Source organism: Variovorax sp. GW821-FHT09B01, assembly GCF_059418345.1.
Genome location: NZ_JBWKPQ010000032.1, coordinates 38,469 through 58,769 on the forward strand (window position 1 = coordinate 38,469; position 20,301 = coordinate 58,769).

Below are 20,301 nucleotides of genomic sequence, written 5' to 3' on the forward strand. Positions count from 1 at the left end.
GCTCTCTCCCTCAGAGGAAGTAATCGAAATCGCGCTCGCTGCGCACGCGCCGGCGCACCACGAGGATGTGGGCGGGCACGCTGTGCGGATCGAGCTTCACGTAGTGGTGGTGGCCGCGCCAGGTGTAGCGCTGGTTCGTCAGCAGGTCGTGCACCTGGAACTCCTCGTCGGGGTCGACGCCGATGCTGGCCGGGTCGAGGTGGATCCAGCCCGACTGCACCTGGTGCGGATCGAGGTTGACCGCGACGATCACCACGTTGGCCTCGGCTTCGTCGTTGTCGGGCACGGACTCGCGCGCATAGGCCAGCAGCATGTCGTTCTCGACCGGCAGGAAGCGCACGCCGCGGTGCGTCTGCAGCGCGGGGTTGTCGTGGCGGATGCGGTTCACGCGCGCGATGAAGGGCGCGAGGCTCTCGGGATCGTCGTGGTTCCAGTGCCGCAGCTGGTACTTCTCGGAGTCGAGGTACTCCTCGCTGCCGTGCTCGCGCGGGCGGTGCTCGCGCAGCTCGTAGGCCGGCCCGTAGATGCCGTAGCTGCCCGCGAGCGTGGCCGCGAGCACCAGCCGCGCCATGTAGGTCGGAGCGTCGCCGGCCTGCAGCTGCTCGTGCAGGATGTCGGGCGTGTTGGGCCAGGCGTTGGGGCGGAAGTAGTCGGCGCCCGGGCCGCTCGACAGCTCGGTGAAGTACTCGACCAGCTCGGCCTTGCCGGTGCGCCAGGTGAAGTAGGTGTAGGACTGGGTGAAGCCCAGCTTCGCGAGCCGGTGCATCACCTTCGGCCGCGTGAAGGCCTCGGCCAGGAAGATCACCTCGGGATGCTCGCGATTCACTTCGCCGATCGCCCACTGCCAGAACGCGAAGGACTTGGTGTGCGGGTTGTCGACGCGGAAGATGCGCACGCCCTCGCCGATCCAGTGGTCGAGCACGCTCTTGAGCTCGGCCCACAGCGCGCGCCAGTCCTCGCTCTCGAAGTGGAAGGGATAGATGTCCTGGTACTTCTTCGGCGGGTTCTCCGCGTACTGCACGCTGCCGTCGGGCCGGCGGCGGAACCACTCGGGGTGTTCCTTCACGTAGGGATGGTCGGGCGCGCACTGGAAGGCGATGTCGAGCGCGATCTCGATGCCCTGCGCGTTCGCGGCCTGCACCAGGTGGCGGAAGTCCTCGGGCGTGCCGAGCGCGGGCAGGATGGCCTTGTGCCCGCCTTCCTTGGCGCCGATGGCCCAGGGGCTGCCGACGTCGTCGGGACCGGCCACCAGCGTGTTGTTCGGGCCCTTGCGCTGCTCGCGGCCGATCGGATGGATCGGCGGCATGTAGAGCACGTCGAAGCCCATCGCGGCGATCGCTGACAGCCGTGTCTCGACGTCGCGGAAGGTGCCGTGGCGGCCGGGCTCGGGCGAGGCCGAGCGCGGAAAGAGCTCGTACCAGGTGCTGAAGCCCGCGCGCGTGCGCTGCGCCCACAGCGGCAGCTCGGCCGAGGTCACGGCGAGGCTGCGGTCGGGATGGCGGCGTGCCACCTCGGCCAGCGTGGCGTCGAGCGCGAGTGCCTGCACCGCGCGGAGTTCGGTCGCGCCATCGGCCGCGGCGCGCGCGAGTTCCTCGCCCCAGCGCGCGAGCGCTTCGCGGTCGGCGCCGTCGGCGCGGCCCGCGGCCGCCACGATGTCCTTGGCCGCGGCCAGCGCCGCGATGCGGATGTCCTCGCCCACGCGGCGCGCCATCTCGTGGCGCCACGACTCGAAGGAATCGACCCAGGCGCTCACGCTGTAGAGGTAGCGCCCGATCGCGGGCGGCGCGAACGCAGCCTCCCAGACATCGTTGCCGAGTGCGCGCATTGGCAGTTCGCGCACCGCGTCGCGTGCCCCGTTGCTCGCTTCGGGGCGCCAGCGCAGCATCACGCGCAGCACGTCGTGGCCGTCGGTGAAGCAGTGCGCCGTGATCGTCGTGCGCTGGCCCACGATGGCCTTGACCGGGAAGCGGCCCTCGTCGACCGAGGGCAGCACCGCGCCGATCACCGCGCGGATGCGGCCGTCGGATCCATCGGCGGGGGCGGGTGCATCGGGCGCGACGGTTGCCGGCGCGAAGCTCAGCGGCGGCTCTGGCGGCGGCAGTGAACGCTTGCGCGCGGGGGCCTTGGTCTCGGTGCGGGGGATGGGGGTGCTTTCGCTCGCGGTCTGGGTCTGGGTCTTGCCCTTGGGCGCCTTGGCGCCGATCGGGGTGGTTTCACGCTTCATCGTTGGCCCTCGGATAGCAGGATCACGGTGGACAGCGGCGGCAGCGTGAGGCTCAGCGAGTGGCGCCGGCCGTGCGCGCGCACGGGCGATGCCTCGACCTCGCCGAAGTTGCCCCAGCCCGCGCCGCCGAACTCGGTGGCGTCGGTGTTGAGCACCTCGCGCCAGATGCCGCCGCACGGCACGCCGACCAGCAGGTCGGTGCGCGGCACCGGCGTCATGTTCACGGCTACCAGCACCGGCGGACCGTCGTGCGCGGGCTTGCGCAGGAACACGAACACGCTGCGCTCGGCATCGTCGGCCTCGATCCATTCGAAGCCCGCGGGCGTGAAGTCCTGGCTGTGCAGCGCCGGCTGCTCGCGGTAGACGCGGTTGAGCTGGCGCACCATGCGCTGCAGCCCGGCATGGGCCGGCAGGCCGCAGAGCCACCATTCGAGCTCGCCGTCGTGCGTCCATTCGCGGCGCTGGCCGAACTCGGCGCCCATGAACAGCAGCTTCTTGCCCGGATGCGCCCACATGAAGGCCAGCAGCGCGCGCAGGTTGGCGAACTGCTGCCAGTCGTCGCCCGGCATCTTGTTGATCAGCGAGCCCTTGCCGTGCACCACCTCGTCGTGCGAGAGCGGCAGCACGAAGTTCTCGTGAAACGCATAGACCAGCGAGAAGGTCAGCGCATGGTGGTGGTGGCGGCGATGCACCGGGTCGTGGCGCATGTAGTCCAGCGTGTCGTGCATCCAGCCCATGTTCCACTTGAGGCCGAAGCCCAGCCCGTCCATTTCGATCGGGCGCGACACGCGCGGCCAGGCGGTCGATTCCTCGGCCACGGTGAAGGTGTCGGGATGGTCGCGGTAGACCGCGCGGTTGAGTGTCTGCAGGAACTCGATGGCCTCGAGGTTCTCGCGCCCGCCATGGCGGTTGGGCACCCAGCCGCCCGGGCCGCGCGCGTAGTCGAGGTAGAGCATCGAGGCCACCGCGTCCACGCGCAGGCCGTCGATGTGGTACTTGTCGAGCCAGAACAGCGCCGACGACACCAGGAAGCTGCGCACCTCGGGCCGGCCGTAGTTGAAGATCGCCGAGTTCCATTCGGGATGGAAGCCCTGGCGCGGATCGGCATGCTCGAACAGGTGCGTGCCGTCGAAGAAGGCGAGGCCGTGCGCGTCGGTCGGGAAGTGCGAGGGCACCCAGTCCAGCAGCACGCCGATGCCGCGCTGGTGCAGGTGGTCGACGAAGTACATGAAGTCCTCGGGCGTGCCGTAGCGCGCGGTCGGCGCGAAGTAGCCCGTGGTCTGGTAGCCCCAGGAACCGTAGAACGGATGCTCGGTCACGGGCATCAGCTCCACGTGCGTGAAGCCCATGTCGTTCACGTAGTCGGCCAGCGCATGGGCCAGCGCGCGGTAGCCCATGAACTGGCCGTCCTCGCGCCGCCACGAGCCCAGGTGCACCTCGTACATCGCCATCGGCGCATCGAGCGCGTTGCGCGCATGGCGCGTGGCCATCCAGTCGCCGTCCGCCCAGTCGTGGCCTTCGCCGAGGCGGTGCACGCGCGAGGCGGTGGCCGGCGCGAGTTCCGACGAGAAGGCGAAGGGATCGGCCTTGTCCTCGACGTGGCCGCGCTGGCGCGAGCGGATGCGGTACTTGTAGGTCTGGCCCGGCCGCACTTCGTCGACATGGCCGCGCCACACGCCGCTGTCGCCGGGCACGGGGCTCAGCGGATCGGCGTCGCCGTTCCAGCCGTTCCAGTCGCCCACCACCGAGACCGACTCGGCATTGGGCGCCCACACGGCGAAGTCGGCGCCGCCGTCCTCGTGCGGATGGCAGCCGAGCTTGTCGAACAGGCGCGCGTGGGTTCCTTCGCGAAAAAGATAGGCGTCGGTGTCATCGAAGACAGCGGGGGGGTGGACAGCAAGCACGGTGATTCCTTGGAACGGTGTCCCGGGCGCGGACCTCTTCGCGGGTCCATCGCCGAAGACCGGTAAGGCGGGGAGAAATCCATTTCCCCCGAAGCGCGCGTGCTTGCGTCGAAGCGTTCACCGCTTCGATCTGTCGGAGAAGAAGCCGTCCGGAAAAATGGAACACCGATGCAACGCGCGGGCGATGCGAAGGACGGTGCGCTCGCGCGGGCTGGCGAGCGGGAAGAGAGAAAAAAAGAAGGGGCCGCGCGGCCCCTTTCAATCGATCAGGCCGCGTCGCGCACCGGGCCCGAGCAGGCGCGCGTGAGTGCGCGGTTCAGATCCTCGAGCGCGTAGGCCTTGCGCAGCCACACGCTGCCGGCCGGCGGCTGCGCGGGCTCGGGTTCGCCCGAGGCGAAGATCACCGGGATGCGTTCGATCGCCATCAGCTTGGCCGCGAGGTCCTTGCCCGACAGGCCCGGCAGGCCCACGTCGAGCATCAGCAGGTCGAAGGCGCCGCGCATGTAGCGCGTGATCGCCGACTCGGCGCTGCGCACGCCGGTGGCCCAGTGCCCGATCGCGCGCAGGGCCTCGAGCGAGGTGGCCATCGCGTCCGCGTCGTCCTCGACCACGAGGATGCGCAATCGGTTCGGGTCGGCGGACGGTGGTGAATCGGAGGACAAGGAGGAAGGGCGGTCGACGAAGCTCGGTGCGTTCGCGGAGGGTGCCGAAGGTGCGGAGGGCGTGCTGGCGGTGGCGTTCATGTCGGGATGACGGAAATGCCGTGCACCCGGGGCTTCGGCGCAAGACGTCGACGCGACAGGCGGCAGGGCGATGCCGAATGAATGTGTGTGGTGGATGAAGGGATTGCATTCCAAGCTAACCAGCGTAAGAGGATGCGTCTGTCGGACGGCACCGCGTGCGGGCGCGGGGAATGCGCCGCGCACTCGAAGGCCGGGCCCGGGCGCGAGGCCGCGGCGAACGCCAAGGAATTCCTCGCTTCCTACCCTTTTCGCACCCGGAGGCAGCGCCGTGTCGGCGCAGTCCGGCGATCGCGCAAGACGCCGTTCCATTCCCGTGCAGGACAAGGGCCCGTGTTGGGTGCGAGGCCTGCCGCACGGGCCTTCGCTATGGCATCGTTGCGCCCTGCCCGAATTCCGGGCGCCTCATGTGAATGGACCAGGAGAAACGCATCATGATCAAGATCGGAATAGTGGATGACCATGCCGTGGTTCGCGAGGGCCTCAAGGCGCTGTTCTCGGGTTTCGTGGAATTCCGCGTCGCCGGCGAGGCCTCGTCGGGCCGCGAGGCGATCGACCTCGTGCGCACCACCGAGCTCGACGTGCTGCTGATGGACCTCTCGATGCCCGGCCAGAGCGGCATCGACGCGCTCGGCATGATCCGCGCGAAAGCCCCCGACCTCGGCATCCTCGTGCTGAGCGCCTACCCCGAGGAGCACTACGCGGTGAACCTGATCCGCCAGGGTGCCTCGGGCTACCTCAACAAGGACTGCGAGCCCGAGGAGATCGCCAACGCGATCCGCACCGTGGCGCTGGGCCGGCGCTACATCACGCCCTCGGTGGCCGAGATCCTCGCCAACCAGCTCGACCGCAAGGACGACGCGCCGCCGCACAAGCACCTGTCGGAGCGCGAGTTCCAGGTGTTCCTCAAGCTCGCCAAGGGCGAATCGGTGGGCAGCATCGGCGATGCGCTGTCGCTGTCGGTCAAGACCGTGAGCACCTACCGCACCCGGCTGCTCGAGAAGCTGCACCTCAACACCAACAGCGACCTGACCTACTACGCGATGAAGGCGCAGCTGATCGACTGAAGCCGCGGCTTCAGAACCAGATGCGCGCCGCGTAGTACGCGCTCATGAAGAGGCCGGCCGCGATCACCACGCGCCGCACCGCCTGCGCGGGCAGCACCCGCACCAGCTGACCGCCGGCCCAGCCGCCGGGCAGCGCGCCCGCGAGCATCGCGAGCGTGGCCTGCCAGTGCACGGTGCCGCGCGCGATGAAGATCACGATCGCCGCCAGGCTGACGGCCGTGGCCAGCAGGTTCTTCAGCACCTTCACGCGTCGGATGTCGTCGGGGTCCTCGATCGCCAGCAGCGCGCTGAGCATCACGCCGAGTCCCGCACCGAAGAAGCCGCCATAGACCGAGACGGCCGTGAGCGCGGCCGTGCCCGCGAGCGCGTTCGGCGCTGCGCCCTCGCGCCGCCGCGCGGCCCAGGCCTGGATCCGCGGCGCGAACGCGAACAGCGCGGTCGCGAGGCCGATCAGCAGCGGCACCGGCTGCAGGAACGCGGCCTCGGGCAGTGCGAGCAGCAGCAGCGCGCCCGCGATGCCGCCCAGCGTGGCGGCGGCCAGCGAGAGCGCGAGCCGGCGGTCGGCCGCGGGCAGCTTCTCGCGATCGGCCACTGCGGCGAGCAGATGGCCCGGCGAGATCGCGACCGCGTTCGATGCATTGGCCACCACCGGCGGCAGGCCGGCCGCGAGCATGGCCGGGAAGGTGATCAGCGTGGCGCCGCCCGCGATCGCATTGACCACCCCGCCCACCACGCCGGCCGCGAACAGCAGCGCCATGACCATCGGTTCCATCGCCCATCTCCCGTGCAAAAGACGGGATGCTAGGAACGCGCGCGGCTTCGATCTAGGACGTTTGTGAGGGAGGCCGCATGCCGCGCCGGTAGCGGCCGGGCGACACGCCGAACACGCGGCGGAAGTGGCGACCCAGGTGGCTCTGGTCGGTGAAGCCCAGCTCGAGCGCGAGATCCGCCAGCTCGGCATCGCCGCGCAGCCGTTCGCGCGCGACGTTGAGCCGGTCGACCAGTCGCCAGGCATGCGGCGGCAGCCCGGTCTGCGCGGCGAAGCGGCGCGTGAAGGCCTCGCGGCCCAGGCCGAGCCGCCGCGCGATCCTCGACACCGGTTCGTGCCATTCGAGCGCATCGAGCGCCTGGCCATCGAGCACGCAGGCCGCGCCCGTGCGTTCGGCCGGCGCGTAGACGTTGAGGCAGACCGTGCCCGCGTGCGTGTGCGCGAGGCCGCGGTGCGCCACGCCCGCCGGGATCGCGAGGCAGTCGCCGGCCCGCAGTTCGAAGCGCTGGCCGCCGGCCTCGACGACGCGGCTGCCGCGCAGCACGAAGCTCAGTTGCGTCTGGCGATGGAAATGCGGCTGCAGCAGCGGCACCTGCGTGCCCTGCCAGTGGGCGAGCTCGACGCCGTCGTGCGGCGCCGGCGCGTAGTGCCAGCAGGGCGGGGCGGCATCGGGCCGGGTCATGGCCCGATTATTGGCGCGCTCAGGCGCCCGGCGCGCTCGCCGCGGCCGGGTCGTGCTGCAGTTGCGGCGGCAGCCGCTCGTCGAGCCAGTCCATGCGCCAGGCCAGCACCGCCACCGCGCCGACGATGCAGACGGCCGCCACCGCGCCCGTGAGCCCGTGCCGCTCGCGGTAGGGATCGGGCGCGATCCGCCGCGCGCCCGGCGGCACGTGCGCGGTCTGGGACAGCATGCCGCCGAGCCGCACGTTGACCTTCATGCGGCCGTTGATGGCCCAGCCGCTGGCATCGAGGATCGGCCCCAGGCTGCGCTGGCGCAGCTTGAGCCAGGCGATCAGCATGCTCGGGCCCGAGATCGCGATCACGATGCCGATCAGCGCCACCGGGATCCATTGCCCCAGGTCGATGAACTTGCCGAAGATGCCGACCAGCACCGCGCTGATGCTGCCGAGCGCCACGCCGATCGCGGCCACCGTGCCGACGTCGACGCGGCTGGTGGCGGGCAGCGGCGGCTTGGCCGGCGCCTTCGCGGGATCGGCGCCCGCGGCCTGGTCGGCGGTCGCGACCTTGCCGGCCAGCGACTGCAGCGCCGTCTGCGAACCGGCCTCGCTCGCGGCCGCGCGCTTGGCCACCTGTTCCTCGATCATGCGGACGAACTTCTTGTAGGGCGCGAAGAAGGCCTGCGCCACGCTGGTCGGGTTCTCGATCAGCTTGGTGATGGTGGCGTCCCAGTCGCGGCCCTGGCGGTCGTAGAACACGCCGTTGCGGCCGACGAACAGGAAGTCCACGTCGCCCGCGGTGAAGGCCGCGACGATGCTCATCTTCTGCCCCTGCCGCGTGCAGTCGCAATAGGCCAGGCAGGTCTTCGCCAGGCCCGCGAGCACCGCGTGCTTGGCCGTGTCCTGCACCTGCACCGTGAGCTCGCAGCTGCGCCCGTCGAGGTAGAGCGTGCCGGCCTGGAAGATCGCGCCCTCGCGCCGGTAGAAGGCCTTGAACGAGACGAAGTTGTCGAGCAGCAGCTTGAGGTCGCGCTGCAGCCGCAGCAGCTTCTCGAGATCGACCAGCAGCTTGTTGTGGCTCTCGGCCGCCTCGTCCTCGGCGATCAGCGCGAGCAGGGCTTCGCGCGTGGCGAGCAGCGCCTCGATGCGTTCGTGCGACAGGCCCGCGAGCGCATTGGCCGGCCGCGACGCGATCCAGTCATCGCAGGCGCCGAGCTGCTGGCGCAGTGCCTGCCATTCGTCGTCCTCGAGCGTGTCGCGCGCGCCGAGCAGCGGCGTCACCGCGTCGCGCGCGAAGACCGCGATGGCCTCGGCCCAGGCGGGGTTGAGGCTGGTGCCGCGCAGCGGCAGCGAACGGTGCGGCGTGATCGGCGCCAGCGGCAGCTCGGCGATCGGATGCGCGTTGGCATCGAGCGTGTGGCCCGCGAGCGCGTCGTAGGCCTCGGCGGAAGGGTTGAGCGCCGTCACGGCCTGCACGTCGTAGGCGGCCACGCGGCAGCGCGCGAAGAAATCGTCGATCTTGGCCGCCACCTTGCGCATCGCCTCGGCCGCGGCCAGCGTGCGGTCGCCGAGCGCCAGCAGCGCGGCATCGGCGCCCTTGGCGTACCAGTCGCGCATCGCGGCCGCGTCGGCCATGAAGGCTTCGGCGCGCGCGCGGTCGATGCCGGCGGTCTGCTTGTGGCGGTCGGGCGTGCTGCCGTGGCTGCGCATCGCCTCGGCGATGGTCGCGCGCAGCGCCTCGTCCTCGGCGGTCTCGGACGTCACCACGCCGTCACCGTTGAAGCGCATCGCGGCCAGCCATTCGCCGCGGTCGGAGATGTCGGCCAGCGTGAGCGTGTTCGTGTCTTCCCGGCCGAGCAGGTCGAGGATGCGCCGGCCCTCCTTCGCGAGTTCGGCGCCGGGCGCCTTCGCGCCGTCGAGGTCGTCGAGCGACAGCGTGCCGCCGCCCGAGAGCAGCACGTCGGCGCTGCGCAGCCGCTCGCAGGCCCACTGGCAGGCCGCGATCACTTCGGGCGGGCGCACGCGGCCATCATGGTCGGTGTCGATCAAATCCAGCGTGCGCGGATCGAAGTCGATGCCGCGCGTGGGGCAGGCCAGCGCGACCCAGAGCTTCTGGTCGAGCTCGGCGATGCGCGCGATGTCCTCGCCGCTGCGGAACACCACCTGGTCGACGCCGCCGGCGCGCATGAACTGCCAGCGGTGCGGTGCCGGCGAGGGGGCCGTGGCGCCGGGCGTACCGGCGGCTTGTGCGGTCGTTGCCTCTGTCATCGCTCCGGCTGCCCTCAGACCGCGACCTTCTTGTGCTCGCCGAGGTTCTTCGGCGGTTCGCCGGTGAGGGCGGCCTTGGCCATCTTGTAGAGCTGGACCATCTTGCTGTCGTCCACGTCCCAGTACTCGGCCTCGACCACGCTCACGGCCAGCAGGCCGAGGTTGGGATCGTCCACGCCCTTCGGGAACCAGGCCTCGACCATCTTGCTGAACAGCGCGCGCTTCTTGGCGGCGTCCTCGCGCACCTCGGCGCGGCCCGAGATCGACACGTAGCTGTCGCTGTCGGTGTTGGCATAGGCGATGTTCACGACCGGGTCGCTCGCGACGTGGCGCGCGATGTCGCCGTTCTTCGGCACGAAGAAGTAGAGCGTGCCGGCCTCGTCGCCGTCCTTGTTCTGCGTGGTCAGCGGATGGCTGTGCAGCTGGCCGTCGCTGTGGCGGTGCGTGAGCATGCCGTAGCGCGTGTCCTTGATCAGGTCCCAGAGCTTGCTTTGGTCGGTGGTGGTGGCGGTCATGGGGTCTCCTTCAGGGGTGGAATAAAAAAGCGGGGGGATCGACCGGCGAAGTGCCGATGTCTGGGGACCACCGTACGGTGGGAGCCCGGGCTGTCGCGCGGTCACACGGCGCACGGCCATGTCATCCGATGCCGACAGCGGGCGGGGTGCGATCGCGAGCCGGTGCGGCGCAGCCCTGCGCCGCGGGCCGCGCGAGCCCGCCGATCCAGGAAGAGAGAAGACGCAGCGCGCTCAGGCCGCGGCGGCCGCGCGCTGGCGTATTTCGCTGTGCAGCGCGCGCTCGCCGGTCGCGAGCGCCACTTCGTAGCTGTCGGCAGGGTCGAAGGCGCTGCGCAGCACGCGGGGATGACCCCCGCTGTCGTCGGTCTCGAGCAGGCGCCAGACAAAGGATCCGGGTGCCGGCTCGTCCACGATGAGTTCGATCGGATGTGTCATGGCCCGACCTTGATCCGATCGGCGGGCCCTGTCTGTAGGCCGTGGGCGACGAATCTTCCTCAGCTGCGCGCCGCGGCGCGGAACTCGCCGGGCGTCATGCCCTTGATGCGCCGGAAATGCCGGTTGAAGTTCGAGATGTTGTTGAAGCCCACCTCGTAGCAGATGCTGCTCACGTGCTGGCGCGTGGAGGCCAGCAGGCGGCAGGCGCGCGCCACGCGCAGGCCGATCACGAAGTCGGTGAAGGTCTGGCCGGTGGCGCGGCGGAAGCTGCGCGAGAAGGCGTTCTCGCGCATGCCGACGATGGCGCCCACCTCGGCCAGCGACAGCCCCTCGGCATAGTTGTCGCGGATGTGGTCGAGCGCCTTGTGGATGCGCAGCGCGGCGCCGTGCTCGCCGAGCGAATCGTCGGTGAAGGCGGCGTCGGCCAGCAGCCGGTACTCGGACCACTGCGAGAGCTCGTTGAGCAGCACCGTGAACTCGGCGAAGCGCGCCAGGCCCTGCAGCATCTCGATGCGCCGCAGCCGCGAGACGATGCCTTCGCCCAGGCCCACGAAATGCACGCCCTGCCGCGCGCGCGCCAGCAGCGGCGCGGCGTCGCGCAGTTCGGGAAACAGCTCCATGCCGCGGCGCAGCGGCTCGTCGCCGAAGCGCAGCACCAGGCCGCCGGCATTGCCGCCGCCGTGCAGCGGGTGGTGCTCGAACGCGAGGCTGTGCGGCAGCCGCGGTCCCAGCAGCACCAGGCTGCCGGGCGCGAAGCGATGGGTTTCCTCGTCGAGGCCCTGGCCCACGCGCAGGCGCGCGGGCGCGGCGCCGATCAGGTGCAGCTCGTGCTCGTGCAGGCAGTTCGTTTCCTGGCTGCGGGCCGACGAGGTGGGCGAGCTCTCGCAGTGGAGGGTGACGCGCGTGTCGGCCGGCTCGGGCGCGGCGGCGGCGGCGTTGCGCCGCGCATCGAGTGCGCGGGCGCGCGCGCCGCCGCGCGGGCGCGGTGCCACCGCGGGCAGCGGCAGCTTGGGGCGCGGCGCGCTGGGCGTGTGGGCGCGGGAGGCGGAGGCCGGGGGGATCGTGTTCAGCAAGACCGAATCTCCAACGGACGTTCGAGGGTGGGGCCGCGTCAACCGCGGCGCGGCGGCGGCGGCGCGGCCGTCTGCTGCTGGAACGCGGCCAGCAGCCGGTATTCCTCGCCGAGCTTGCGCGGCAGCGAGAGGTACACCGGCAGCAGTTGCCGGTAGAGCGCGGCGTTCTTCGCATTGGGCGTGTGGCGGTGCGTGGCGCCCACCATGCCCGCCACCACGTCGAGCGAATCGACATGGCCCAGCGCATACAGGCCCAGCACCGCGGCGCCGAGGCAGGAGCTCTCGAAGCTCTCGGGCACGACCACCTCGCGGTCGAACACGTCGGCCATCATCTGGCGCCACATGCCCGAGCGCGCGAAGCCGCCCGTGGCCTTGATGTGGGCGCTGCGGCCCGCGATCGCCTCGACCGCCGGCAGGATGCTGTGCAGGTTGAAGATCACGCCCTCGAGCACCGCGCGGATCATGTGCTCCTTGCGGTGGTGGATGCCCAGGCCGAAGAAGGAGCCGCGCAGGTTGGCGTTCCAGTAGGGCGCGCGCTCGCCGGTGAGGAAGGGATGGAACACCAGCCCCTCGCTGCCGGCCGACACGCGCTCGGCGATGCGCGTGAGCACCTCGTAGGTGTCGATGCCCAGGCGCTTGGCGGTCTCGGCCTCGGCCGCGGCGAACTCGTCGCGCACCCAGCGCAGGATGATGCCGCCGTTGTTCACCGGGCCGCCCACCACCCAGCGCCGCTCGGCCAGCGCATAGCAGAAGGTGCGGCCCTCGGGGTCGGTCATCGGATGGTCAACCACGGTGCGCATCGCGCCGCTGGTGCCGATGGTCACGGCCACCTCGCCGGGCGAGACCGCGTTGACGCCGAGGTTCGACAGCACGCCGTCGTTGGCGCCGATCACGAAGGGCGTGTGCTCGGCCAGGCCGAGCTTGGCCGCCACGTCGGCCGCCAGGCCCTCGATGTGCCAGGTGGTGGGCACCGGGCGCGAGAGCTGCTCGGCGCGCACGCCGGCCAGCGCGAGCGCGCCTTCGTCCCAGGCCAGCCGCTCGATGTTGAAGAGACCCGTGGCCGAGGCGATCGAGTGGTCGACCTGCCACTGGCCGAACAGCCGGAAGAACACGTACTCCTTGATGCCGACGAAGCGCTCGGCGCGCGCGAACAGCTCGGCGCGCTCGTGGCGCAGCCACACCAGCTTGGCCAGCGGCGACATCGGATGGATCGGCGTGCCGGTGCGGCGGTAGATCGCCAGGCCGTCCCATTCGTCGCGGATGCGCTCGGCCCAGGGCGCGGCGCGCTGGTCGGCCCAGGTGATGCTGGGCGTGAGCGGCGCGCCCGCGCCGTCGACCAGGATCAGGCTGTGCATGGCCGCGCTGAAGGACACGGCGAGCACGTCGCCGGGCGCGGCCTTGCTCTCCTGCACGCAGCCCGCGATGGCCGCGAGCACGGCCTGGAAGATCTGTTCGGGATCCTGCTCGGCGGCGCCGGCCTCGGGCTGCAGCAGCGGGTAGCCGACCGCGTGATGGGCCAGCACGCGCCCCGCGGGCGTGAAGGCCACGGCCTTGGTGCTGGTGGTTCCGATGTCGACGCCGATGACGGTGCGGCCCATGGGTGCTCCCTCCTCAGACCACCATGCTCAGCAGCATGATGAAGACGATGGCCACGACCGAGATCAGCGTTTCCATCACGGTCCAGGTCTTGAAGGTCTCGGCCACCGTCATGTTGAAGTACTGCTTGACCAGCCAGAAGCCCGCGTCGTTGACGTGCGACAGGATCAGCGAACCCGCGCCCGTGGCCAGCACCAGCAGCTCGCGGTTCACGCCCGGCACCATGGTGGCCAGCGGCGCGACGATGCCCGCGCCCGTGATGGTGGCGACCGTGGCCGAGCCGGTGGCGATGCGGATCAGGCCCGCGACCAGCCAGGCCAGCAGGATCGGCGAGACCTGCGCGTTCAGCGCCATGTGGCCGATCGCGTTGCCCACGCCGCTGGCCACCAGCATCTGCTTGAAGCCGCCGCCCGCGCCGATGATCAGCACGATGGCCGCCGTGGGCGCCAGGCTGTCGTCGACGAACTTCATGATCTGCTTGCTGGTGAAGCCGCGCGCGAAGCCGAAGGTGTAGAGCGACAGCAGGAGCGCCGCCAGCAGCGCGGTGATCGGATGGCCGATGAAGTCCATCCACTGGCGCACGATGTTCTTCTCGTCGAGCGCCACGTCGGCGAAGGTCTTCAGCAGCATCAGGCCCACGGGCAGCAGCACCGTCAGCAGCGTGATGCCGAAGCCCGGCAGCTCGCGCGCCTCGGGCTCGCGCGCCAACTGCTCGAGCAGCTCGGGCGAGGCCTCGCCGGGCACGTACTTCGAGATGAACTTGCCGAAGATCGGGCCCGCGATCATCGCGGTGGGCAGGCCGACGAGCAGGCCGTAGAAGATGGTCTTTCCGATGTCGGCGCCGAACACGCCGATGGCCAGCAGCGGCCCCGGATGCGGCGGCACCAGGCCGTGCACCACCGACAGGCCCGCCAAGAGCGGAATGCCGATGCGGATCAGCGACACGCCGGTGCGCCGCGCCACGATGAACACCAGCGGGATCAGCAGCACGAAGCCGATCTCGAAGAAAAGCGGGATGCCGACCAGGAAGGCCGCGAACATCATCGCCCAGTGCACGCGCTCCTTGCCGAAGGCGTCGATCAGCGTGCGCGCGATGCGGTCGGCGCCGCCCGACTCGGCCATCATCTTGCCGAGCATGGTGCCCAGGCCGAGCACGATGCCCACGAAGCCCAGCACGCCGCCGAAGCCGTCCTGGAAGGACTTCATCACCAGGTCCACCGGCATGCCCGAGGTCAGGCCGAGGAAGCCCGCGGCCAGGGTCAGCGCGATGAAGGGGTGCACGCGCCAGCGCGTGATCAGAAGGATGAGCCCGAGGATCGCCACCAGGGCGTCGACGAGCAGGAACACCTCTTTGCTCATTCCGAACATGTCTGTCTCCTGAAGCCGGGCGCTGCAAGGGCGGCCGGCGGGGTTGGGATAGCGCTATCCTGCACAACCCAAAAAAACCAGCCTCTGAAGCATCCTCGGGTTTTTCCGAGGCGGCAAGGGCCGGGACAGCGCTATCCTAGGACAGCGCTGTCCAATCCTGGATCGGTAGTAACCCTAGATTTCGCCATGGCCGATGTTCCCGAGCGCCCGCGCTCCCGTTCTTCCAGCCGCGTGACCCTCGACGACGTGGCGCGCGTCTCGGGCGTGAGCCCGATCACCGTCTCGCGCGCGCTGCGCGGCGCGCGCAACGTGGCGCCCGACCTGAGGGCGCGCGTGCAGGCCGCGGTCGACGAGCTCGGCTACGTGCCCAACGTGGCGGCGCGCGCGCTGGCCTCGGCGCGCAGTTCGCACGTGGCGGTGCTGATCCCGTCGCTGACCAACCAGCTGTTCGTGGAGCTGCTCGAGGCGGTGCAGGACACGCTGGCGCCGCACGGCTTCCAGTCGCTGATCGGCGTGACCCACTACGACCCCGCGCAGGAGGAGGCGCTGCTGCGCAGCTATCTCTCGCAGCGACCCGCGGGCCTCTTGCTGACCGGCTTCGACCGCAGCGCGGGCGCCACGCGCCTGCTCGAGGCCAGCGACGCGCCCTGCGTGCACCTGATGGAGACCTCGGACGCGCCCGGCATCCACAGCGTGGGCTTCTCGCAGCAGGACGCGGGCCGCGCCATCGTCGAGCACCTGCTCGCGCGCGGCCGCCGCCGCATCGCCTATGCCGCGGGCCAGCTCGATCCGCGCGTGCTGCAGCGCCTGGCGGGCTACCGCGAGGCGCTGCGCGCGGCCGGCTGCCACGACCCGGCGCTCGAGCTGCTGACGCCCGGGCCCACCTCGCTCGCGCTCGGCGGGCGCCAGTTCGAGGAACTGCGCGCGCGTCATCCCGACCTCGACGCGATCTTCTATTGCAACGACGACCTGGCCCAGGGCGGGCTGCTGGCCGCGCTGCGCACCGGCGTGCCGGTGCCGCAGCGCGTGGCGATCGCGGGCTTCAACGACCTCGGCGGCAGCGACCAGATGCTGCCGCCGCTGACCACCGTGCGCACGCCGCGCCGCGAGATCGGCGAGCGCGCGGCCGGCATGTTGCTCGCGCTGATGCGCGACGAGCCCGTGGCGGAAGCGCATCGCACCGTGGACCTGGGCTTCGAACTGGTGGTGCGGCAGAGCAGCTGAGCCGCCGCGCCGCTTCGTTCACTGCCCGTAGAGGCCCACAACGCTCTGGCCCATCAGCGCGCGGCCCTTGAGCGCCGCCAGCAGTTCGTCGCGCGTCAGGCCCTCGGGCAGCGAGCCCGGCTCGGCCTCGGTGGCGATCACCGTCAGCACGTAGTGGTGCGGCAGGTCGCCGGCCGGCGGGCACATGCCGCGGTAGGCGATGGCGCCGGCCACGTTCTTGCCGACGCTGAAGCCGGCGTTCGCGGCCTGGCCCTCGCCCTGCCGCAGCTGGCCCCTGGCGGCCGGGATGTTGTAGGCCACCCAGTGCGAGACGCCGAGGCCCTTGCCGCCATCGGGATCGCTCATCAGCACCGCGACCGAGCGCGTGCCCGCGGGCAGGTCGCTCCAGGCCACGGGCGGCGACACGCCCTGGCCGCCGCAGCCCGGCGCATCGCCCGCATGGATCTTCGGCATGGTCGCGCCGTCGGCGAAGGCGCTCGAGGTGACCTTCATGCCCGCGGCCTGGGCACCGAGCGCGAGGCCGGCCAGCAGGGCCGCGCCGAGGAGGCGTGTCGTGTGTGTCGTGTTCCTCATGGCTTCAGACCACCTTCACCGACAGGTTCGGCAGCCCGTCGATGTGGATCTCGATCAGGTCGCCGCGCACCACCGGGCCCACGTTCTCGGGCGTGCCGGCGTAGATGATGTCGCCGGGCTGCAGCTCGAAGGCCTGCGACAGCCGGCTGATCTGCTCGGCCACCGACCAGATCATGTGCTTGAGCGTGGCGCTCTGCTTCGTCTCGCCATTGACCTTGAGCCAGATCGCGCCGTCGCTGAAATGGCCGACCTGCGACACCGGATGGATCGGGCCCACGGGCGCCGAATGGTCGAAGCTCTTGCCGATCTCCCAGGGCTTCTTCTGGTCGCCCATGCCGCGCTGCAGGTCGCGCCGCGTCATGTCCAGGCCCAGCGAGTAGCCGTAGACCAGGCCCAGCGCATCGTCGATCGGCACGTCGCGCCCGCCCTTGCCGAGCGCCACCACGAGCTCGGCCTCGTAGTGGTAGTTCTTCGTCAGCGTGGGATAGGGATGGTCGGCCACGGTGCCGGGCAGCACCACCTGCACCGCGTCGGCCGGCTTCTGGAAGAAGAACGGCGGTTCGCGCGTCGGGTCGGAGCCCATCTCGCGCGCATGCGCGGCGTAGTTGCGGCCGATGCAGTAGATGCGGCGCACCGGGAACACCTGGTCGCTGCCGGCGATCGGGATGGTCGCGGCGGGCACGTCGAACGGCGTCTTCGCATTGCGCGCGGCGCCCGCGGGCAGCGCGCAGCCGGCGATGGCGCCGGTGGCCATGGCGGCGCCGGCCAGCAGGCCGCGGCGGGAGGAATTGCTCATGTCGGTCTCCTTCGGTGGTAGCCGGACGATTCTGGGAGCCCGGGTGCGCGCGCTTGCGCACGCATCTACGCAAAAGCAGGACGCAGGCAACACCCGGGGCCCGGGCGTACCATCGCGCGATGCCGCCCGCTTCGACCACGAGCCATCGCCTCTACGGCATGCAGGAGCGCGCCGACCACCTCGATTTCGACATCCGCTTCGAGGGCGCGCGCGACGTGCTCGCGCGCCCGCACCGCCACGAGTACTTCCAGATCCAGGTCGGCATCGAGGGCGAGTCGCAGCAATTGATCGGCGGCGCCGCGCGGCCCTTCGGCGCGGGCTGCCTGAGCTTCGTGCTGCCGTACCGGCTGCACGTGGTGCCGCATCCGCCGGGCGCGCGCTACGCCATCGTCAACTTCGACCAGTCCTTCCTCTGGCCCGAGCTGGCGGTCGAGCCGCTCGATCTCGAGGAGGTGCCGATCGCACGCCATCCCGAGCTCGCGCCCTTCCTGTTCCAGGAGTACGTGGACTTCCATTTCGAGGCCGCGGACTTCGCGCGCATCCTCGGCTGGCTCGAGGAGCTGTCGGCGCTCAACCGCGAGCGGCGCTTCGCGGCCGGCGGCGCGATCCGCGGCATCCTGCTGCAGCTGGTCGCGCTGGCCTGCCGAAGGCACGAGGCGGCGCTGCACGAGCAGGCGGCGCGCCACCGCGGCCACAGCTCGCGGCGCGATGCGCTGCAGCGCGTGCTGCACTACGTGCGCGAGCACCTGGGCGAGGAGATGTCGCTCAACGACGCGGCCGCGGCCGCGATGCTGTCGCCGAACTACCTCGCGCACCTGCTGAAGAAGCAGACCCAGCGCACCTTCACCGAGCTCGTGACCGAAAGGCGGCTGGAACGCGCGCGCGAACTGCTGCTGGGCTCGGACGGCCGCATCGCCGACATCGCGCGGCAATGCGGCTTCGCCGACGCGGTCTATTTCAGCCGGCGCTTCCGGCAGCACATGGGCCTGACGCCGCGCGAGTTCCGCGCGCAGTCGCCGGCGCGGCCCGGGCCGTAGCTCAGGCCGCCGGCGGCTCGACCGGCAGCGCGCGCTTGTGCGCGCTCTTGCGGTGCGTCGACAGGATGACCTCGCGCGCCGCGGCCGACACCGGCTTGCCCTCGAGGAAGTCGTCGATCTGCTCGTAGGTCACGCCGAACGCATCCTCGTCGGGCTTGCCCGGCACCAGCGACTCGAGGTCGGCCGTGGGCACCTTGTAGACCAGCGCATCGGGCGCGCCGAGCAGCTGCGCCACCGCGCGCACGCGGCGTTTGTTGAGGCCGGTCAGCGGCGTGATGTCGGCCGCGCCGTCGCCGAACTTGGTGAAGAAGCCCATCAGCGCCTCGGCCGCGTGGTCGGTGCCGATCACGATGCCGTTGTGCGCGCCCGCCACCGCGAACTGCGCGATCATGCGCTGGCGCGCCTTGATGTTGCCGAGCACGAAGTCCTCGTGCGCCGCGTCGCGGAAGGCCAGGTCGCCGGCCTTGAGCGCCGCGAGCATCGCGTCGGCCGCGGGCCGCACGTCCACCGTCAGCAGGCGGTCGGGCCGGATCACGGCCAGCGAGGCCTGCGCCTCGGCCTCGTCCTTCTGCACGCCGTAGGGCAGCCGCATCGCGATGAAGGTGGCCTCGCGGCCCTCGGCGCGCAGCCGCTCGACCGCACGCTGCGCGAGGCAGCCGGCGGTCAGCGAATCCACGCCGCCGCTGATGCCCAGCACGTAGGTCGACAGGCCGGTGCGGCGCAGGTAGGCGGCGAGGAACTCGACGCGGCGCTCGAGCTCGGCGGCGGCGTCGAACACGGGCGCGACGGACAGCGCCGCGATGATCTCGCGCTGGGTGGCGTCGACGGGGGACAGTTCGGTGCTCATGGACAAGGTCTCCGTGGGTTCGCGGACATCAGAAGTCGACCAGGCTCAGGCCGATGCTCAACACCGTGCGCTTGCGGTTGTAGTCCACCAGCGTGTCGCCGTAGCCGTGGAACAGCTGCGTGTGGAAGCGCAGGTTGCTCTTGGTCGGGTCGCCGATCGCCTTGAGCCATTCGAGCCGCACCGAGCCGCGTCCGCTGTCGCGCAGGTTGTTGCGCACCGTGATGCCCAGCGTGTTGTTGCGGTCGAGGTTCCAGCGGCCGGTGACTTCGGCGCGGCCGATGTAGTCGGCGATGTCGGGGTTGTCGTCCTTGGTCGGGTTCTCCGACATGCGCTTCCAGATCCGGCCCGTGATGCTGAAGCGGTCGTCGAGCTCGGCGCCGGCCATCAGGTAGACGCGGTTCCAGCTGCGCGACAGCGGCAGGCTCTGGCCGTTCGACTGGTGCACGATGCCCAGCCCGGTGTAGCGCCAGCGCCAGCCGCCCGGCAGCTTGAAGTCGGTCGGGTAGACATACATCAGCTCGGGCTCGTGGTCGGTGGTGCGGAAGGGCCGCGAGATCGCGCCGTTGAACAGCTGCCAGGTCGACTGCTGCGTGTAGGCGAACCACAGCGAGTCCTTCTTGATCGGGTCGTTCTGCGTCAGCAGGCCCTGCGCGAGCTTGGTGCGCACCGACAGGCCGATGCGCATCTCGTTGGCCTGGTAGGCCACCGGGTCGCCGGTATGGTCCGGCGACGGCGAGGTCGGCGTGTCGGGCTTGTGGGTGGCGGCCGAGACCGAGACGTTGAGCGGCCGGTAGCCGCGGAAGCCGAAGGTGCCGCAGTCGGTGGCGTTCTCCAGTTCCCAGAAGCGCGACAGCGCCGAGTACTGGCGGTCGCGGCAGCCTTCGGTGGTGGCGACCGAGACCACGCGCGTGGCCGGGATCGAGCCGTCGACCGGCGGCGCGGGCTGGGTGTTGGCGAGCACCGGCGGCGCGACCGGCACCGACACCGAGGGCAGCGTCTGCTGCTGGGCCCAGCGGTCGTAGCAGGCCAGCCGCGCGCCGTTGTCGGTGCCGAGCGCGGCGCAGCTCTGCCAGGTGAGCTGGTTGTCGGCCAGCGGGCTCTTGGGCTGGTCGACGGCCTGCGCCTGCGCGACGCCGGTCAGCAGCAGCGCCGCGGTGGCCAGCACCGCGCGCAGGCGGCCTTGCATGG

Annotated in this window: 18 protein-coding genes; 3 read left to right on the forward strand and 15 right to left on the reverse strand. The window is 70.9% G+C overall.

Annotated elements, in window-relative coordinates:
• Window positions 1-10: 10 nt before the first annotated feature.
• From AC07RV_RS41885 to AC07RV_RS41895, 3 genes are all read right to left on the reverse strand, one after another.
• Complete coding sequence (locus tag AC07RV_RS41885) at window positions 11-2,224, reverse strand: alpha-1,4-glucan--maltose-1-phosphate maltosyltransferase (protein WP_296788891.1); 2,214 nt, start codon at window positions 2,222-2,224, stop codon at window positions 11-13.
• Window positions 2,221-4,128, reverse strand: a complete 1,908-nt coding sequence (glgB, locus tag AC07RV_RS41890; protein ID WP_296788890.1) for a 1,4-alpha-glucan branching protein GlgB — start codon at window positions 4,126-4,128, stop codon at window positions 2,221-2,223. The genes AC07RV_RS41885 and glgB overlap by 4 nt, the downstream gene beginning before the upstream one ends.
• A gap of 266 nt (window positions 4,129-4,394) precedes the next feature.
• Window positions 4,395-4,871: a response regulator gene (locus AC07RV_RS41895; RefSeq protein WP_296788889.1), complete on the reverse strand. Its 477-nt coding sequence runs from the start codon at window positions 4,869-4,871 to the stop codon at window positions 4,395-4,397.
• A gap of 431 nt (window positions 4,872-5,302) precedes the next feature.
• Here AC07RV_RS41895 and AC07RV_RS41900 point away from each other — a divergent pair, with 431 nt between their 5' ends.
• The gene (locus AC07RV_RS41900) at window positions 5,303-5,935 is read left to right on the forward strand and encodes a response regulator (protein WP_057593235.1); all 633 of its coding nucleotides are present in this window, start codon (window positions 5,303-5,305) and stop codon (window positions 5,933-5,935) included.
• A gap of 10 nt (window positions 5,936-5,945) precedes the next feature.
• Here the strand turns inward: AC07RV_RS41900 and AC07RV_RS41905 are convergent, their stop codons facing one another.
• The 8 genes from AC07RV_RS41905 to AC07RV_RS41940 form a co-directional block, all read right to left on the reverse strand.
• On the reverse strand, window positions 5,946-6,707 hold the full coding sequence (locus AC07RV_RS41905) for a sulfite exporter TauE/SafE family protein (RefSeq protein ID WP_296788888.1): 762 nt from the start codon (window positions 6,705-6,707) through the stop codon (window positions 5,946-5,948).
• Window positions 6,708-6,759: 52 nt separating this feature from the next.
• A complete protein-coding gene (locus AC07RV_RS41910; protein WP_296788886.1) occupies window positions 6,760-7,386 on the reverse strand; it encodes a helix-turn-helix domain-containing protein in 627 nt (208 codons plus the stop codon).
• Window positions 7,387-7,405: 19 nt separating this feature from the next.
• Complete coding sequence (locus AC07RV_RS41915) at window positions 7,406-9,649, reverse strand: hypothetical protein (protein WP_296788885.1); 2,244 nt, start codon at window positions 9,647-9,649, stop codon at window positions 7,406-7,408.
• A gap of 14 nt (window positions 9,650-9,663) precedes the next feature.
• On the reverse strand, window positions 9,664-10,164 hold the full coding sequence (locus AC07RV_RS41920; RefSeq protein WP_296788884.1) for a pyridoxamine 5'-phosphate oxidase family protein: 501 nt from the start codon (window positions 10,162-10,164) through the stop codon (window positions 9,664-9,666).
• A 231-nt stretch (window positions 10,165-10,395) separates the two neighbouring features.
• A complete protein-coding gene (locus AC07RV_RS41925) occupies window positions 10,396-10,599 on the reverse strand; it encodes a hypothetical protein (RefSeq protein WP_296788882.1) in 204 nt (67 codons plus the stop codon).
• 59 nt (window positions 10,600-10,658) lie between these two features.
• Complete coding sequence (locus tag AC07RV_RS41930; protein ID WP_296788880.1) at window positions 10,659-11,672, reverse strand: AraC family transcriptional regulator; 1,014 nt, start codon at window positions 11,670-11,672, stop codon at window positions 10,659-10,661.
• Between the two features lie 38 nt (window positions 11,673-11,710).
• A complete protein-coding gene (gntK, locus tag AC07RV_RS41935) occupies window positions 11,711-13,270 on the reverse strand; it encodes a gluconokinase (protein ID WP_296788878.1) in 1,560 nt (519 codons plus the stop codon).
• Window positions 13,271-13,283: 13 nt separating this feature from the next.
• Window positions 13,284-14,636, reverse strand: a complete 1,353-nt coding sequence (locus AC07RV_RS41940) for a GntP family permease (protein ID WP_206175261.1) — start codon at window positions 14,634-14,636, stop codon at window positions 13,284-13,286.
• A gap of 186 nt (window positions 14,637-14,822) precedes the next feature.
• Between AC07RV_RS41940 and gntR the strand changes: the two genes are divergently transcribed.
• Window positions 14,823-15,860, forward strand: a complete 1,038-nt coding sequence (gntR, locus tag AC07RV_RS41945) for an HTH-type transcriptional regulator GntR (RefSeq protein ID WP_296788873.1) — start codon at window positions 14,823-14,825, stop codon at window positions 15,858-15,860.
• An 18-nt stretch (window positions 15,861-15,878) separates the two neighbouring features.
• On the opposite strand, the gene AC07RV_RS41950 is transcribed toward gntR, so the two are convergent.
• Both AC07RV_RS41950 and AC07RV_RS41955 read right to left on the reverse strand, forming a co-directional pair.
• Window positions 15,879-16,433 (reverse strand): YbhB/YbcL family Raf kinase inhibitor-like protein, encoded by a 555-nt coding sequence (locus AC07RV_RS41950; RefSeq protein ID WP_296788871.1) that lies wholly within the window; start codon window positions 16,431-16,433, stop codon window positions 15,879-15,881.
• A gap of 4 nt (window positions 16,434-16,437) precedes the next feature.
• On the reverse strand, window positions 16,438-17,229 hold the full coding sequence (locus tag AC07RV_RS41955; RefSeq protein WP_296788869.1) for a fumarylacetoacetate hydrolase family protein: 792 nt from the start codon (window positions 17,227-17,229) through the stop codon (window positions 16,438-16,440).
• 158 nt (window positions 17,230-17,387) lie between these two features.
• On the opposite strand from AC07RV_RS41955, the gene AC07RV_RS41960 reads away from it, so the two are divergent.
• Window positions 17,388-18,266, forward strand: a complete 879-nt coding sequence (locus AC07RV_RS41960; RefSeq protein WP_444814464.1) for a helix-turn-helix transcriptional regulator — start codon at window positions 17,388-17,390, stop codon at window positions 18,264-18,266.
• A gap of 1 nt (window position 18,267) precedes the next feature.
• Here AC07RV_RS41960 and nadE read toward each other — a convergent pair whose 3' ends face one another.
• Window positions 18,268-19,113: an NAD(+) synthase gene (gene nadE / locus AC07RV_RS41965; protein WP_093353800.1), complete on the reverse strand. Its 846-nt coding sequence runs from the start codon at window positions 19,111-19,113 to the stop codon at window positions 18,268-18,270.
• Between the two features lie 28 nt (window positions 19,114-19,141).
• Window positions 19,142-20,299, reverse strand: a complete 1,158-nt coding sequence (locus AC07RV_RS41970; RefSeq protein WP_296788918.1) for a phospholipase A — start codon at window positions 20,297-20,299, stop codon at window positions 19,142-19,144.
• Window positions 20,300-20,301 lie beyond the last annotated feature (2 nt).